At 44.1% G+C, this 14,845-nt stretch carries 16 protein-coding genes; 7 read left to right on the forward strand and 9 right to left on the reverse strand.

Annotated features, from left to right (window positions below):
* Positions 1 to 5 precede the first annotated feature (5 nt).
* Both IE103_RS11835 and IE103_RS11840 read right to left on the reverse strand, forming a co-directional pair.
* A complete protein-coding gene (locus IE103_RS11835) occupies positions 6 to 590 on the reverse strand; it encodes an SCO family protein (RefSeq protein WP_189346378.1) in 585 nt (194 codons plus the stop codon).
* Positions 580 to 1,299: an SURF1 family protein gene (locus IE103_RS11840; protein WP_189346297.1), complete on the reverse strand. Its 720-nt coding sequence runs from the start codon at positions 1,297 to 1,299 to the stop codon at positions 580 to 582. The genes IE103_RS11835 and IE103_RS11840 overlap by 11 nt, the downstream gene beginning before the upstream one ends.
* A 33-nt stretch (positions 1,300 to 1,332) precedes the next feature.
* Between IE103_RS11840 and IE103_RS11845 the strand changes: the two genes are divergently transcribed.
* Positions 1,333 to 1,533, forward strand: coding sequence for a twin transmembrane helix small protein (locus tag IE103_RS11845; protein WP_189346298.1), 201 nt, complete (start codon positions 1,333 to 1,335; stop codon positions 1,531 to 1,533).
* A gap of 93 nt (positions 1,534 to 1,626) precedes the next feature.
* Here the strand turns inward: IE103_RS11845 and IE103_RS11850 are convergent, their stop codons facing one another.
* The 7 genes from IE103_RS11850 to IE103_RS11875 form a co-directional block, all read right to left on the reverse strand.
* Entirely contained in the window at positions 1,627 to 2,487 is an 861-nt protein-coding gene (locus IE103_RS11850; RefSeq protein ID WP_189346299.1) for a cytochrome c oxidase subunit 3, read from the reverse strand.
* A 58-nt stretch (positions 2,488 to 2,545) separates the two neighbouring features.
* Positions 2,546 to 2,761 (reverse strand): DUF2970 domain-containing protein, encoded by a 216-nt coding sequence (locus IE103_RS11855; protein WP_189346300.1) that lies wholly within the window; start codon positions 2,759 to 2,761, stop codon positions 2,546 to 2,548.
* Positions 2,762 to 2,808: 47 nt separating this feature from the next.
* Positions 2,809 to 3,411: a cytochrome c oxidase assembly protein gene (locus IE103_RS11860; RefSeq protein WP_189346301.1), complete on the reverse strand. Its 603-nt coding sequence runs from the start codon at positions 3,409 to 3,411 to the stop codon at positions 2,809 to 2,811.
* An 18-nt stretch (positions 3,412 to 3,429) separates the two neighbouring features.
* The gene (locus tag IE103_RS18430; protein WP_229827241.1) at positions 3,430 to 3,534 is read right to left on the reverse strand and encodes a cytochrome oxidase small assembly protein; all 105 of its coding nucleotides are present in this window, start codon (positions 3,532 to 3,534) and stop codon (positions 3,430 to 3,432) included.
* Between the two features lie 43 nt (positions 3,535 to 3,577).
* Positions 3,578 to 5,191 carry a cytochrome c oxidase subunit I gene (ctaD, locus tag IE103_RS11865; RefSeq protein WP_189346302.1) on the reverse strand — a complete coding sequence of 538 codons (1,614 nt, stop codon included), beginning with the start codon at positions 5,189 to 5,191 and terminating at the stop codon, positions 3,578 to 3,580.
* Between the two features lie 17 nt (positions 5,192 to 5,208).
* Entirely contained in the window at positions 5,209 to 6,399 is a 1,191-nt protein-coding gene (coxB, locus tag IE103_RS11870) for a cytochrome c oxidase subunit II (protein WP_189346303.1), read from the reverse strand.
* A gap of 215 nt (positions 6,400 to 6,614) precedes the next feature.
* A complete protein-coding gene (locus IE103_RS11875) occupies positions 6,615 to 7,424 on the reverse strand; it encodes a methyltransferase domain-containing protein (protein ID WP_229827242.1) in 810 nt (269 codons plus the stop codon).
* A 221-nt stretch (positions 7,425 to 7,645) separates the two neighbouring features.
* On the opposite strand from IE103_RS11875, the gene IE103_RS11880 reads away from it, so the two are divergent.
* From IE103_RS11880 to IE103_RS11905, 6 genes are all read left to right on the forward strand, one after another.
* The gene (locus IE103_RS11880) at positions 7,646 to 8,356 is read left to right on the forward strand and encodes a ComF family protein (protein WP_189346305.1); all 711 of its coding nucleotides are present in this window, start codon (positions 7,646 to 7,648) and stop codon (positions 8,354 to 8,356) included.
* Between the two features lie 194 nt (positions 8,357 to 8,550).
* On the forward strand, positions 8,551 to 9,021 hold the full coding sequence (gene trmL, locus IE103_RS11885) for a tRNA (uridine(34)/cytosine(34)/5-carboxymethylaminomethyluridine(34)-2'-O)-methyltransferase TrmL (RefSeq protein ID WP_189346306.1): 471 nt from the start codon (positions 8,551 to 8,553) through the stop codon (positions 9,019 to 9,021).
* Positions 9,022 to 9,706: 685 nt separating this feature from the next.
* Entirely contained in the window at positions 9,707 to 10,075 is a 369-nt protein-coding gene (locus tag IE103_RS11890; RefSeq protein WP_189346307.1) for a response regulator, read from the forward strand.
* Between the two features lie 10 nt (positions 10,076 to 10,085).
* On the forward strand, positions 10,086 to 10,367 hold the full coding sequence (locus tag IE103_RS11895) for an STAS domain-containing protein (RefSeq protein ID WP_189346308.1): 282 nt from the start codon (positions 10,086 to 10,088) through the stop codon (positions 10,365 to 10,367).
* Between the two features lie 21 nt (positions 10,368 to 10,388).
* The gene (locus IE103_RS11900) at positions 10,389 to 12,596 is read left to right on the forward strand and encodes a chemotaxis protein CheA (RefSeq protein ID WP_189346309.1); all 2,208 of its coding nucleotides are present in this window, start codon (positions 10,389 to 10,391) and stop codon (positions 12,594 to 12,596) included.
* A gap of 142 nt (positions 12,597 to 12,738) precedes the next feature.
* Positions 12,739 to 14,841 carry a methyl-accepting chemotaxis protein gene (locus IE103_RS11905; RefSeq protein WP_189346310.1) on the forward strand — a complete coding sequence of 701 codons (2,103 nt, stop codon included), beginning with the start codon at positions 12,739 to 12,741 and terminating at the stop codon, positions 14,839 to 14,841.
* The last annotated feature ends 4 nt before the right edge of the window (positions 14,842 to 14,845 follow it).

A 14,845-nucleotide genomic window follows, 5' to 3' on the forward strand; every position in this document is an offset into this window, starting at 1 on the left:
TTAGTTCAACCTATCGCCGAGGCTTTCAATAATTTGATCAAGTCTTTTTTGATCTTGTTGGGATCTGCATCTTTGGGATAACGCATCATCAGATTGCCCAATGGATCAACCAAATAGATATGATCTTGCAAGCTAGTGCCATTCTCTGTTGGTAGCCATTTCTCCAATTTGTTTTTATCCCCACGCAACATATGTGTGCCAGCAATACCGGGCTTTAATTGTTCCGGCACAGCCTGCGAATCGGTAATTAACCACACTCGTTCAATGCGATCCATTCCCTTCCCTTGCGCTAATCGTAATTGGCGCATTTCGAGTAATTTGCGTTGACAGGCTTCGGCACAACTCGCCTCGTCGATTTGCAGCATTAACCACTTACCTTTTAAGCTACTTAGCTCCGTAACTTTGCCATCTTGATCAATCAGGTTCAAAGACGGCATAGGATACTGACGCGGATCAATTAAGGTGCCGTAGTTATTTTTGGGACCTGGTTTAATGACGTAATAAGTAAAATAAGAGGCGATCAAAGGTGAGGCGCATACTGCCAACACTGCCAACAATTTCCAACGCCCTGCAGTTTTTTTATTTTCTATTTTTTCCACGACGAATTCCTGTAACTACAAAAAAGATAGCCGCCATCAAGGCTAAGCCATACCATTGAAATGCATAAGCTCGATGTTTGTCTGCACCAGCCGAAGGCTTAGGCCAATCACGCACCAAACTGTCGCTCGCGTTCGAAGTCTGCTCTAACACTTTATCAAAAATGGAAAAGCCAGTTAATTTGCTGAGCTCATCCAAAGGAAGGTGCTGGACTATACTTCCTGGCTTTAAAGTTTCAGATTTACCGAGCTGCATGGTGCGATCTAGTTGATCTCGCACGACGCCTTCAATTTCGATAAGGCCATTATCCGTTAACAAAGGCGGTATTTTAGTCCGTTCTACTGGATTGCGTTGAAGCCAACCGCGTGCTACCAAAACGTAGCGATCACTGCCCTCAATCTTAAACGGCATGAGCACATAGAATCCGGCGACGCCGTATAGAGGACGATTATCCAAATAGAGTGGCCAATCTCTTACGAATTGACCGCGCAATTTTACTTTTTGAAATGCTTTTAACTGATCAAAATCTGCTGCCTGCACAAGCACTTTCGGAGCTTGCTGTAACTGTGCTTGAATCAGTGTAGCAATTGCGTCTTTTTCTTCTGCTCTTCGTGTTTGCCAATTTCCCAATGAAATACCGATAGCACACACGATTGCCGTTGCAAGCAGGGGTAATATACGAATCAACTTCGACTTAAGCATTACAATAGCTCTTTTGCGAAAAAAGTGATTAACATGAAAATTCTGGTTGCACTCGCCTTTGTACTCATTCTATTTAGCTTAGCCTCTGCTTTAGTTTATCTCATGAAAGATAAGGGAAGGAGTAATCGAACTGTCAGAGCTTTAGCATTTCGGGTTGGCTTCTCTGTTAGCTTATTCATCTTGATTTTAATCGCCAATCACTACGGCTTAATACAACCAACAGGGATACGTTGATTTACCACTAAGTGACATCAAGGATGCCAACAAATGAGAAAAAGCCGCACTGAGTGCGGCTTTTTCTTCAACTAAATAGCTAACTTCTGGCGCTTACAACCAGTACACAACAACGTACAAGCCCAGCCAAACAACGTCAACAAAGTGCCAGTACCAAGCTGCGCCTTCAAACGCGAAATGATTCTCGGCAGTAAAGTGGCCTTTCATCAAACGATACAGGACGACAGACAACATAATCGCACCCATCGTGACATGGAAACCATGGAAACCAGTCAACATGAAGAAAGTCGAACCGTAAATACCTGATGTCAATTTCAAATTCAAATCATTGTAAGCATGCATATATTCATAAACTTGGAAGCCCATGAAAACAGCACCCAACAAAATTGTTGCGAACAACCAGAACGCTGCTTTTGCGCGCACGCCTTCACGAATCGCGTGATGAGAAATCGTCAAAGTCACGCCAGATGCTAACAACAAAGCCGTATTAATCGTTGGGATTGGAAATGGTCCCATAGTCTTAAATGCTTCTACAGTTCCAGCTGGACCAACACCACCCCATTGTGCAGAGAAATCTGGCCACAATACTTTGTGATCCAAATCGGCTAACCATGGCATCGTAATACTACGTGCATAAAACAAAGCACCGAAGAATGCACCGAAGAACATCACTTCAGAAAAGATAAACCAACTCATACTCCAACGGAAAGATACGTCAATACGCGCGCTGTATTTTCCGCCTTCAGATTCAGCAATCGCATCGCCAAACCATTTATAAAGTACGACCAAGGTCAAAAAGATGCCTGCCATATTCAAATAGGCACCCCAAGTCACACCATTGACCCATGCAGATGCGCCTATCATCGTTAACAACAAAGTAGTAGCACCCAAGACTGGCCACTGTGAAAGTCCAGGCACGAAGTAGTAAGGTGCGTTAGCGTTGTGAGAACTCATTTCCATCTCCCGATACAATTTTCTAAACTGAATTATTGACTAATATTAACTAATTTCTTTATTTTGCGACGACTTGCTTCACGATAAAAACTAAGATCGTGATAAAAATAGCCGCGCCTATCAATCCTGCAATAATCACATGAACGGGATTCAACTGTGCTGCATCCTGTTCATAAGCGCTCTTTTTACGTATCCCAAAAAAAGACCACAACACCGCTTTCATTGTTGCTAAAAATGATGCCTTACGTTTTGTTGCTTGCTTCAAGTCATCCATATTTGCACACCTTTATTTGATCTATTTTAGATCGACTAGACCAAATATTATGATCCTGTTTTGTCAGCAGTAGGCTTTAAACCAACTTCAAAAAACGTATAAGACAAAGTAATCGTCTTTACTTCTTTCGGCAACGCAGGGTCAATAAAAAACGAAACTGGCATTTGGCGTGCTTCATTTGCTTCTAAAGTTTGCTGCTGAAAACAAAAACACTCCATTTTCTTGAAGAAGTTTGCTGCTTGTTGCGGCGCGTAACTTGGGATTGCTTGCGCATCCATCTTATAAGACTGCTTATTCACAACTTCGTAAACGACTTGTGCCATTTCACCTGGATGCACTTGCAAACTAGAAACCGTTGGACGAAAACGCCAAGGTCCTTGTGTATTTGCATCAAATTCAATGGTGATTAAGCGAGTTTTATCGACTTGCGAATTGACAACCGCATCAGCAGAAATATCTTTTGGCGTCAAAATATTGATGCCAGTGATCTCACAAATCTGCTTATAAATCGGAATCAGAGCATAGCCAAAACCAAACATCATGATTGCAATGACCACTAATTTCTTCAACATCAAGAAATTCAATTTCTTAGTCACAACCTGATCTTCGTTCGTTTCTTTCGAAACGCTTTGCTTCAAATCTTCAGACATGCAAATTCCGATGTAGTCTTAACGCAAGAAAGTCTGTTTTGCGAACACGCCAATAAAAAACACTAAAACTACTGACGCAAGTATCAAAGCAGTTTTCAGATTACTTTTATTTTGGTTTTTCATTTTTCAAACAGCCCCAATCTAAGTTGGGGCTGTATTCCATTATTTACTTAACGACTGGTGGTTCTTCAAAGGTATGGAAAGGCGCAGGACTTGGTACTGTCCATTCCAAACCTTCTGCACCTTCCCATGGTTTTGCGTCAGCTGGCTTACCACCTTTGATCGATGGAATCACCACGAACAAAATGAAGTAAACCTGCATCAAACCAAAACCAAAGGCACCAACAGAAGCGATCAAATTGAAATCTGCAAATTGCGCTGGATAGTCAGCATAACGACGTGGCATACCTGCCAGACCCAAGAAATGCATTGGGAAGAAGGTGATGTTGAAAGTAATTAAAGACATCCAGAAATGGATCTTACCGCGTGTTTCGTTGTACATGAAACCTGTCCACTTTGGTCCCCAGTAGTAGTAACCAGCGAATAAAGCAAACAAAGAACCCGCTACCAAAACATAGTGGAAATGCGCCACAACATAGTAAGTATCTTGCAACTGAATATCGATTGGAGTAACCGCCAAAATCAAACCAGTAAAGCCACCCATCGTAAATACGAAAATGAAACCAACCGCAAACAACATAGGCGTTTCGAAAGTCATCGAACCTTTCCACATCGTTGCGATCCAGTTAAATACTTTCACGCCTGTTGGGATAGAAATCAACATCGTTGCGTACATGAAGAACAACTGTGCGGTGACCGGCATACCAGTTGTAAACATGTGATGCGCCCAAACGATGAAAGACAAAATCGCGATAGAAGCAGTTGCATAAACCATAGATGCATAACCGAACAAAGGCTTACGTGCAAATGCTGGAATGATTTGAGAAACGATACCAAACGCTGGCAAAATCATGATGTACACCTCTGGGTGTCCGAAGAACCAGAAAATGTGTTGGTACATGACTGGATCACCGCCGCCAGCAGCATTAAAGAATGAAGTACCGAAATGACGATCTGTCAAAGTCATGGTAATTGCGCCTGCCAATACTGGCATAACTGCAATCAACAAATACGCAGTGATCAACCAAGTCCAGCAGAACATTGGCATCTTCATCAAAGTCATGCCAGGAGCGCGCATGTTCAAAATCGTTGTGATGATATTGATGGAGCCCATGATGGAAGAGGCACCCATGATGTGCACAGCAAAAATCGCTAAGTCCATACCAGGACCCATTTGTGTCGACAATGGTGCATACAAAGTCCAACCAGCAGCGGTCGCGCCACCTGGAACAAAGAAAGAACCAGCCAACAACAATGCTGCAGGGGGCATTAACCAGAATGAGAAGTTATTCATACGGGCAAATGCCATATCAGATGCACCGATTTGCAAAGGAATCATCCAGTTAGCGAAACCAACGAATGCCGGCATAATCGCACCGAAAACCATGATCAAACCATGCATCGTGGTCAACTGATTGAAAAACTCTGGTTGCATTAATTGCAAACCTGGTTGGAACAATTCACTACGAATACCAAGCGCCATAACGCCGCCCAGCATTAACATTGAGAACGCAAACCACAAGTACAAGTTACCGATGTCTTTATGATTCGTCGCAAATAAATAACGGCGCCAGCCATGTGGGTGATCATGATGATCATGGGCGTGGTCGTTGTGACCATGAGAGTGATCGTGTGCGTGATCAGCTACTGTATTACTCATCTCTATCTCCTGTTCAATTACTTACGCGCAGCCAAAACTTCGGCTGGCTGGACGATATTTTCTGCTGCCTTATTCGACCAGCTATTACGGGTATAAGTAATTACCGCAGCAATTTCTGTATCAGACAATGTAGCTTTCCATGCAGGCATACCAGCCTTACCATTCAACAAGATGTTGATTTGATCAGCTTTTGGACCATTTACCATCGCAGAACCATCCAAAGCGGCGAATGCACCTGGAACACCTTTACCATTCGCTTGATGGCAAGCCACACAGTTTGCTGTGTAAACGCTTTCACCGCGTTGTTTCAATTCATCTACAGTCCAAACTTTGCTTGGATCATCTGCTTTCGCAGCCATTTCTTTTTTCTTGGCATCAACCCAAGCTGTGTAATCTGCGTCAGAGACAACGCGCACGACGATAGGCATGAAAGCGTGTTCTTTACCGCACAATTCAACGCATTGACCGCGATACACGCCAATTTTTTCTGCTTTGAACCAAGTGTCACGAACGAAACCTGGAATCGCGTCTTGCTTAACGCCGAAAGCAGGAATTGTCCAGCCGTGAATCACATCGTTTGCGGTCGTGATGATACGAATCTTCTTATTCACTGGAACAACGACTTCGTTATCGACTTCCAACAAATAATTAACGCCACGAGCCTCTGTAGGAGCCAAGCCTGGCGCACCGACTTGCGTGCGTGGAGTAGCCAAGGTAGACAAGAATGAAATCCCTTCGCCTTCACCTTTGAGGTAGTCGTAACCCCATTTCCATTGCATACCGGTTGCTTTGATCGTCAAATCTGCATTCGACGTATCTTTCATTGCCACCACTGTTTTTGTTGCTGGCAATGCCATCCCGATAACAATGAAAAATGGCACGATAGTCCACAAAATTTCAACGGTCGTACTTTCATGGAAAGTCGCTGGCTTGTGGCCCAAAGACTTACGATGTTTCAGAATGGAATAAAACATCACACCAAACACTGCGACAAAAATTGCCAAGCAGATGTAGAGCATGAGGTTATGGATGGAATAGATCTGCTCCGCGATTTGTGTCACGGGTGTTGCCAGATTCAACTGCTTGACGGCAGGACCACCTGGGCTATCTTTAACGGCCCAAGCTGGCATCCCAGCAGCCAAAAGCGAAGCACCGAGCACCAAGGAGGCGCCAAGCGTTCTCGACTTTAATCGCATAGCATGTTTCATGATTTCCCCAAAAACCTATTAGAATTTTCAACAGAAATTGCCAAAGGAAAATACTGACAACTTCCACAACTGCGAGAGTATAAAGCGTAAAGCTGAGCTATATCAAGAAGAAATCATGGTTCAGCTGCGCAAAATCATATTGACAATCTTGATTTTTACTAGGAAATCTCGTAGGCCAATCTGTTTCATTGGCAATAAAACTTGCTGAAATACTTTTACTTTTTTAAGGCATCAAAGCGAATAATCGATTCGCCACTAGCCAGCTTAGTGGGAACAGGTTTAAAGGCGTGACCAAACACCACTTCGATTGTCAGTGGTATGCGGCCATCACTTCCGCGCTTTTTTTCCAACGCAGAACGCAGCGATGCCATCGCTGATTGACTCATTAGACCCCGACGACGATTCGACAAGGGATTCCCGCCTAGAGCACGCACATCGCTTAACATTTTTTGCACATCTTGATAGCGCAGTGTAATACGTTCGACATCCATTACAGGGGTAGCAAATCCTGCTGCAACCAACATGTCACCGAAATCATGCATGTCGACAAATGGAAGCGTATGTGGATAGTCATCGACCTCCGCAAAAGCTTGCTTCAATTCGACAAAAGTATCAGGACCAAAACTAGAAAAAATGACGATTCCATTGCGCGCTAGCACTCGAAACCATTCTTTCAACACCAAATCCGGTTGTGGGTGCCATTGGATTGCTAGATTCGACCACAAAACGTCAATACTAGCGCTCTGCAAAGCCAAGTTCGCAAAATCGCTGCAAGCAAGTAGTGGTCGGGCATATTGGCCTTGTTTGCTAGAAAACAAACGACCAAGCATTTTTTTAAGACCGCCCGCGACATCGCTATTTGCGAATTCTGATTCACTCAGCATCTGCCAAGAAGCATCAACACCGAGAACCGACTGCGCCTGCTGAAAGCGTTGGCTCAGCGTTGGCAAATCCATCCCTTCACCACAACCAGCGTCTAACACACGTTTGGACTCAATTTTTATTAAATCAAGCTTTTCATGCATTCTTTGCGCAACTTCTCTGCGCAAAAAAACAGAATCTTGAAGCAACTTTGGCTTTGAGAACAAACGGCGAACTTCGGACAGATCGATAGGAGCACTAAGCATAATTTTTAAAATAGCATAACAAGTTAACACGTAACTTGATGATGGGACTATAGTAATTGATCAATTCCAGCAGTTTAACCGTTCAAACAAAATCTGACTGAGAGAAGTAAGGACTATCGATGCAAAACTATCTCCATTATTTTTTGCCGACATACTGCGCACTTTGCAAAACCGCATCAAAAACTGGGATATGTTCAGCGTGTCAAGAAGACTTCATCAACGACCAACAACATCGCTGCAGTATCTGCGCAATACCAATAGTCGATCAAAAAGCGAAAATCTGTGGCCGCTGCCTTAAAAGTCCACCCCACTTTGATACAACTATCGCCTGCACAGATTATCTCGCGCCGATAGATAGCATCGTTCTCGGCTTAAAATTTGCAGGTAATTTATCCTACGCCAGCATCATCGCGCAGCAACTGCACGACAGAATCAAACATCCGCTCAATACACAATATAATCTCGCTGCCATCATTTGTCCTGTGCCGCTCAGTCCACAAAGATTACGCACGCGCGGCTTTAATCAAGCTTTGGAAATCGCACGCCCTCTTAGCACACAGTTAGCGATTCCACTTCAAGCACAACTTCTTTGGCGAATTAAAGACACCCAACAGCAAAGTCGCTTACATCCAGATGAACGCTATCAAAATGTTCAACACGCTTTTGCCATCAATCCGCGACTAATGCATTTGATTGAAGGACAGCACTTTGGACTAGTTGATGATGTGATGACGACCGGAACGACCTTGAACGAGATAGCAAAATTACTCAAACGCTATGGCGCAGCACGAGTTTCAAATTATGTTTTTGCTCGAACCAATCGCGACTAAGCGATAAGTTCAAATCGGGAAAGAACAAGCCAGCTCTTTTAGCACTAGTTTGCGCTATCATGCGCAATATAATTTTGGCGCCGATTTAGATTGGAGATTCCGATTGCATAAATCGATCTCATATATGTGCTATGTGGCGACATGTGCACACAGTTTGTGTCGTATCAGTTATCGTATAAATTAAAGGAAATGTTTTGTTTAATGTCGTATTAGTCGAACCAGAAATTCCACCAAATACGGGGAATATTATTCGCTTGTGTGCAAATGCAGGAGTACAACTGCATTTAATTGAACCACTTGGTTTTCCATTAGAAGACAGCAAATTGAAACGTGCCGGTTTGGATTATCACGAATACGCGCAAATGAAAGTCCATAAAAACTGGGATGCGTTTATTGCGAGCGAACATCCAGCAAGCGATCGCATGTTCGCCATGACCACCCATGGCTCATCCACTTTTTCCACGCTCGCTTTTCAAGCAGGTGATTATTTTGTATTTGGCGCAGAAACGCGCGGATTAGCCAAAGAACTGCGCGAATCTTTTCCTACGACACAAAGAATCAGATTGCCGATGCGCCCAGATAATCGCAGTCTGAATCTATCAAACACAGTCGCAATTGTTGTGTACGAAGCTTGGCGCCAAAATGGATTTATTGGCGGCACTTGATACAAAAATCAGGTATTTTCATTTCTTATAGCGTGAATACAACAGCTTTATTTAATTCACATCAATCCATATTGTCAGCCCTTTACATGTAAAGGGCTGACAATCACATAAGTATCACACCGCAACGCTAACAAGTCATTCACACTCTCCAAATTGCACTAGATTACTAGAGCCAAACACGCATTTGCACCGTCCCTAGTCATTCGTTTTTACGCGTTTTTGCACACATAAAAATACACGTCAAACATGGATTTAAAGATATTTAAAACTTCGCAAAAAAAACAACTAGATAACCGGTGACAAAGGCTACAAGTTCATATTGAAGCATGCTAAGCTATATCTACAAAGCAACAAAAAGCATTTTACTTAATCAAATTTGGTAAAGAATGTAGCAGTTTTCATGGCTTGCGTTATTGAGTAGATTAGCAAGTCAAATCCAGCGTCAAAGATTGCTTAAACTAGGATAGTTGATTTCCTCTTTGTGATAGTAGCCCTGAGGTTCTAATGCGATGACCCAGATTATTCCAACACTTACATCACACATCTGCAAGGCATTACCACGTCTGGGCTTAACAGCATCAACACGACAATTGCCTGCTTTTCAGCACATAAGACAATTTTCGGTATCGGTGTCGCTACACGTTCGTTAGCTAATTCTGCAAACAATTAATAATCGAGGGATAACATGGCAAAAACAGTGATGGTCGTTGATGATTCCGCATCTGTTAGACAAGTGGTTGGATTAGCGTTGCGCGGCGCTGGTTACGAAGTGATTGAGGGCATCGACGGCAAAGACGCCTTAGGTAAACTCAAAGGTCAGAAAGTGCATTTAATTATTTCTGACGTCAATATGCCAAATATGGATGGCATCACTTTTGTTCAAGAAGTGAAAAAACTTCCTATGTATAAGTTCACACCCATCATTATGCTCACCACGGAATCTCAAGAAGGTAAGAAACTTCAAGGACAAGCGGCTGGTGCTAAGGCTTGGGTGGTCAAACCCTTTCAACCAGCGCAAATGCTGGCGGCAGTTTCCAAGTTGATCTTACCGTAAAAGGTGGCCTGTGAATTCTCATGCCATTTCTGGCGAGCTAACGATCTACACTGCCGCCACTGAAAAATTGCAACTGCAAAATTTTCTTGAATCTGACGATGAATTAGAACTGAATTTGTCGCAGGTTTCCGAACTAGATAGCGCAGGATTGCAGATTCTGATTTTAATGAAGCAAGAAGCGCTGCGACGTAACAAGAAGTTGCACTACACCATGCACAGCAAAGCGGTATTAGAGATTCTTGAAATGTGTAACTTAACCGCAAGTTTTGGTGATCAAGTCATTCTTACCTAGCTAAATAGCAGGAGATTCCGTATGAGTTTTGAAGATGAAATGAAGGCGGCGCTTGATACCTTTGTCGTAGAAAGCCGCGAATTGCTCCAAGACATGGAAGATGGCTTATTAGGTTTAGAGCACGACGATAATCCGCAAGATGCGATTGGTGCGATTTTTCGTGCAGCGCATACCATCAAAGGCTCGGCTGGGCTATTCGGATTAGATCACATCGTTCATTTCACCCACGTAGTTGAGAGCTTACTCGACATGCTGCGCGACGAAGAACTTGCCATCTCCTCTGCGCTAATCGCTGTACTATTACCATGTCGTGATCACATCAGTAGTTTGATTGATGGCATCGCTGCAGGACAAATGGAAGAAACCGACGAACAACGCGATACCGGAAAAATACTGCACGAGCAGTTGCGACAATTTATTAACGGCACGCCACCGGACTCGAGCTCGGAAGTCATTACACATCAAGACGACCATCATCCACACACTTCTGGTGGAGGTGTGGTCGATTCCGGTAATTGGTATCTATCGCTACGTTTTGGACAAGACTGCCTGCGTAACGGCATGGACCCGCTGTCGTTTATCCGCTATCTCAGTACCTTAGGCGATGTCATCAATTTGATTACCATCACCGACAATATTCCACATCTAGAACAAATGGATGCTGAGAGTTGCTACCTCGGTTTTGAAGTCGTCTTAAAAAGCAATGCCTCAAAAGAAGCGATTGAAAATGTTTTTGAATTTGTGCGTGATGATAGTGTTATTCGCATAGTTCCACCACGCAGCAAAATCGATGAATATATCGACATCATTAATAATCTTCCGGACGATGATGAATTGCTCGGCGAAATTTTGATCAAGAGCGGTGTTCTAACAAAACATGAATTGGACGAATGTTTAAGCTTACAAAAGAAACGTCAAAAGCTAACGCGTAGCGACACTCCTGACGCACCGATTGGTGAAATTCTCGTCAAGCAAGAAATGCTACAAGAGCCGATATTAAACGCGGCTTTACACAAGCAACAAAAAGTTAAAGATACCAAAGCAAAAGAAAAACAAAATATTCGTGTCGATGCAGAACGTCTAGATAAGTTGATTGATTTAGTCGGTGAATTAGTCATCGCTGGCGCTGGCGCAAATTTACGCGCTAGCAAAGCAAATGACATCGCCCTATCTGAGGCAACCAGTGAAGTCATGCGCTTAGTCGAAGAGGTGCGTGATAGTGCCTTGCAATTACGCATGGTTCCAATTGGTACTACGTTTAGTCGTTTCCAACGGGTTGTTCGCGACGTAAGTATTGAACTCGGAAAAGACATCATGTTGGAGATTTCTGGTGGAGATACCGAAGTCGATAAATCAGTCGTTGATAAGATCGGTGATCCACTAATGCATTTGGTGCGCAATTCGATGGATCATGGAATCGAATCGGCTGCCATCAGGGTTGCGCGCGGCAAACCTGCGCAAGGTACTTTACGACTCAATGCGTATCATGAGTCTGGCAGTATCGTGATTGAAGTAAGCGACGATGGCGGTGGTTTAAATCGCGACAAGATTCTCGCAAAAGCCATCGAAAAGGGCTTGATCGCTGACGGTACCGGATTAAGCGATAAAGAAATTTATGCACTGATTTTTGAACCCGGATTTTCCACTGCGGATCAGGTTTCTAACCTCTCAGGCCGTGGTGTTGGCATGGACGTCGTCAAACGCAACGTTACCTCGTTACGCGGCAGTATCGAGATCGACAGCGAAGCTGGAATTGGCGCGACCATGCGCATCCGCATGCCTTTAACCTTAGCGATTATTGACGGCTTTTTGGTGGGAGTCGGTAAATCCTCTTTTGTTATTCCTCTCGATCAAGTGGTCGAATGCGTGGAATTACCGAAAGAGTGCGAAGACCAAGATTACATGGATTTACGTGGTGAAGTTTTGCCATTTATTCGCTTACGCAAAATGTTTGAAATTGATGGTGCCGAGCCACGTCGTCAAAATGTAGTGGTGATCAGTTCTGGTGCCAATAAAACCGGCCTCGTAGTGGATCGTCTGATGGGTGAATTCCAAACCGTGATTAAACCCTTAGGCAAGCTGTTTGGACACTTGCAAGGAATAGGCGGCTCAACCATCTTAGGTAGTGGTGAAGTCGCACTGATTCTCAGTGTGGCTAGCATGACGCAGCACTACTCAAGAATGGAACAGAAACGCTTGCTTGCAATGCCAAACAATAGCAACAGATAGTAAACTGACCAGCCAATTCTTGTAAGGCATCTCCGCTTAACATCCATTGACACTGGTCTTCACTAATTAGATTTTCCGAACATTAGTAGTAAACCCAAATCGAATTTCGTGAGAAACGCTCATACCAATAAGGGGAAATGAAATGAGTCAAGTCAAGACATCTTGGATTTCAAAGCTGGTTAGTGGCGCGCAATTAGAGGCGCAAGCTGCAGAGCTCGCTGCGTTACGAAAACAAATGGCCGAAATGGCGCAAGAGTTAAAAGTGCGATCCGATATTATGGATCTCACCAGTATCGTGTCATTTTCCGACCTCAAAGGCGACATCGTTACCGTCAACGATAAATTCACCGAAGTATCGAAATATAGTCGTTCAGAACTCATCGGAAGACCGCATAACACCACGCGTCACCCCGATATGCCGAAAGAAACTTTTAAGCAAGTTTGGTCGACGATTGGTCGTGGTGGTACATTTCGCGGCGTGATTAAAAATCGCGCCAAAGATGGCTCGCCTTACTATGTCGATGCGGTGATCGCACCGTTTCTAGGTGAAAACGGTAAGCCGACAAAATATCTCGGCGTGCGTTACGACATCACGGTACAAGAACTCGAACGTCAAAATGCCAAAGGCGTGTTGGATGCAATCGACGAGTCTTATGGTTATATCGAATTTGATCTTGGCGGTAACGTACTTCAGGCAAACAAAAATTTTCTGTCTTTGATGGAGTACCAATTAGAAGAAATTAGAGGTAGACACCATCGAACCTTTATGGATTCTGCACAAGCAAATTTGCCAGAATATACGCAATTTTGGCTAGATCTCAATGCAGGCAAGCCGCAGAAAAATGTCTTCAAACGCGTTACCAAATCACGTAAAGAAGTCTGGATACAAGCAGTTTATGCACCAGTTAAAGATGAAATGGGGCGCATTTTTAAGATCGTCAAAATTGCCACCGATGTGACCGATCAAATTAACGCAGCGAACATGTTGAAAGAGGCGGTCGAACAAGCACAGCAAGTCACTTCTGCCGCTAAGGATGGTGATCTGAGCCAACGCATTCCTTTAGATGGAAAATCTGGTCCTATTCTATCGCTGTGTTCTGGAGTTAACTCCTTAATGGAAACCACGTCGGTTATTTTCGACGATGTTAGCCGCGTGTTAGAGTCATTTGCCGAAGGCGATTTATCACAACGCATTGATCGTGATTACTCAGGCATGTTTGACGATGTTAAGAGAAATGCCAACTCTGCCAGTGAAAAACTAACACAAACGATCGAAGACATCGCCCGCATTTTTGGCGGTCTCGCCAGCGGTGATCTCGGTCAGCGTATCACGCGCGATGCCCCAGGTATGTTCAACCAAGTTAAGGAAGATGCGAATACCGCCTGCGAAAAACTAGCCACCATCGTCGGCGAAGTACGCAATGCGACCGATGCATTATCGAATGCATCTGAACAAGTAAGCGCCACTTCTCAAGCCCTATCACAAGCAGCCAGCGAACAAGCGGCCAGTGTCGAAGAAACCAGTGCAAGCATAGAACAAATGGCGGCTGGAATTAACCAAAACGCCGAAAATGCCAAAGTGACCGATGGCATCGCAGGTAAAGCATCGAAAGAAGCCATTGAAGGCGGTGATGCAGTTAAACAAACTGTCTCAGCGATGAAAGAAATCGCCTCGAAAATCGGCATCATCGATGACATTGCTTACCAAACCAATATGCTCGCGCTGAATGCCGCAATTGAAGCAGCGCGTGCTGGTGAACATGGCAAAGGCTTCGCCGTAGTTGCTGCTGAAGTACGAAAATTGGCAGAACGCAGCCAAATTGCCGCAAAAGAAATTGGTGATTTAGCCAGTGGCAGTGTCAAAACGGCGGAACGTGCTGGCGATTTAATCGATGAAATTGTTCCAGGTATTGGACGCACTTCTGATCTGGTGCAGGAAATTGCAGCTGCCTCGCAGGAACAGTCCGCTGGTGTTGGTCAAATTAACACCGCAATGAATCAGATGAACCAAATCACACAACAAAATGCTTCATCCAGTGAAGAGTTAGCGGCAACTGCGGAAGAGATGACTAGTCAAGCAGAGCAATTAATTGATTTGGTGAGTTTCTTCCACGTTGGGCAAGCGCAAAAATCTGCAGGACCAGTCTCCAACAACGAACGTAGTGTTGTTCGCTCTACACCCAAGCGGGCACGCCCCCACTTTGGTAGTTCAAGCGTGGACGAAGCGAAGTTTGAAAGGTTTTAGGAGA

This window comes from Affinundibacterium macrobrachii (genome assembly GCF_014652415.1).
In the GTDB taxonomy this organism is placed as follows: domain Bacteria; phylum Pseudomonadota; class Gammaproteobacteria; order Burkholderiales; family Burkholderiaceae_D; genus Undibacterium; species Undibacterium macrobrachii.

Excerpts from the sequence above, each read along its gene's own strand:
- IE103_RS11840 (WP_189346297.1), bottom strand. The coding sequence starts at position 1,299 with ATGCTTAAGTCGAAGTTGATTCGTATATTACCCCTGCTTGCAACGGCA.
- IE103_RS11845 (WP_189346298.1), top strand. The coding sequence starts at position 1,333 with ATGAAAATTCTGGTTGCACTCGCCTTTGTACTCATTCTATTTAGCTTA.
- IE103_RS11850 (WP_189346299.1), bottom strand. The coding sequence starts at position 2,487 with ATGAGTTCTCACAACGCTAACGCACCTTACTACTTCGTGCCTGGACTT.
- IE103_RS11855 (WP_189346300.1), bottom strand. The coding sequence starts at position 2,761 with ATGGATGACTTGAAGCAAGCAACAAAACGTAAGGCATCATTTTTAGCA.
- IE103_RS11860 (WP_189346301.1), bottom strand. The coding sequence starts at position 3,411 with ATGTCTGAAGATTTGAAGCAAAGCGTTTCGAAAGAAACGAACGAAGAT.
- IE103_RS18430 (WP_229827241.1), bottom strand. The coding sequence starts at position 3,534 with ATGAAAAACCAAAATAAAAGTAATCTGAAAACTGCTTTGATACTTGCG.
- ctaD (WP_189346302.1), bottom strand. The coding sequence starts at position 5,191 with ATGAGTAATACAGTAGCTGATCACGCACACGATCACTCTCATGGTCAC.
- coxB (WP_189346303.1), bottom strand. The coding sequence starts at position 6,399 with ATGAAACATGCTATGCGATTAAAGTCGAGAACGCTTGGCGCCTCCTTG.
- IE103_RS11875 (WP_229827242.1), bottom strand. The coding sequence starts at position 7,424 with ATGCATGAAAAGCTTGATTTAATAAAAATTGAGTCCAAACGTGTGTTA.
- IE103_RS11880 (WP_189346305.1), top strand. The coding sequence starts at position 7,646 with ATGCAAAACTATCTCCATTATTTTTTGCCGACATACTGCGCACTTTGC.
- IE103_RS11890 (WP_189346307.1), top strand. The coding sequence starts at position 9,707 with ATGGCAAAAACAGTGATGGTCGTTGATGATTCCGCATCTGTTAGACAA.
- IE103_RS11900 (WP_189346309.1), top strand. The coding sequence starts at position 10,389 with ATGAGTTTTGAAGATGAAATGAAGGCGGCGCTTGATACCTTTGTCGTA.
- IE103_RS11905 (WP_189346310.1), top strand. The coding sequence starts at position 12,739 with ATGAGTCAAGTCAAGACATCTTGGATTTCAAAGCTGGTTAGTGGCGCG.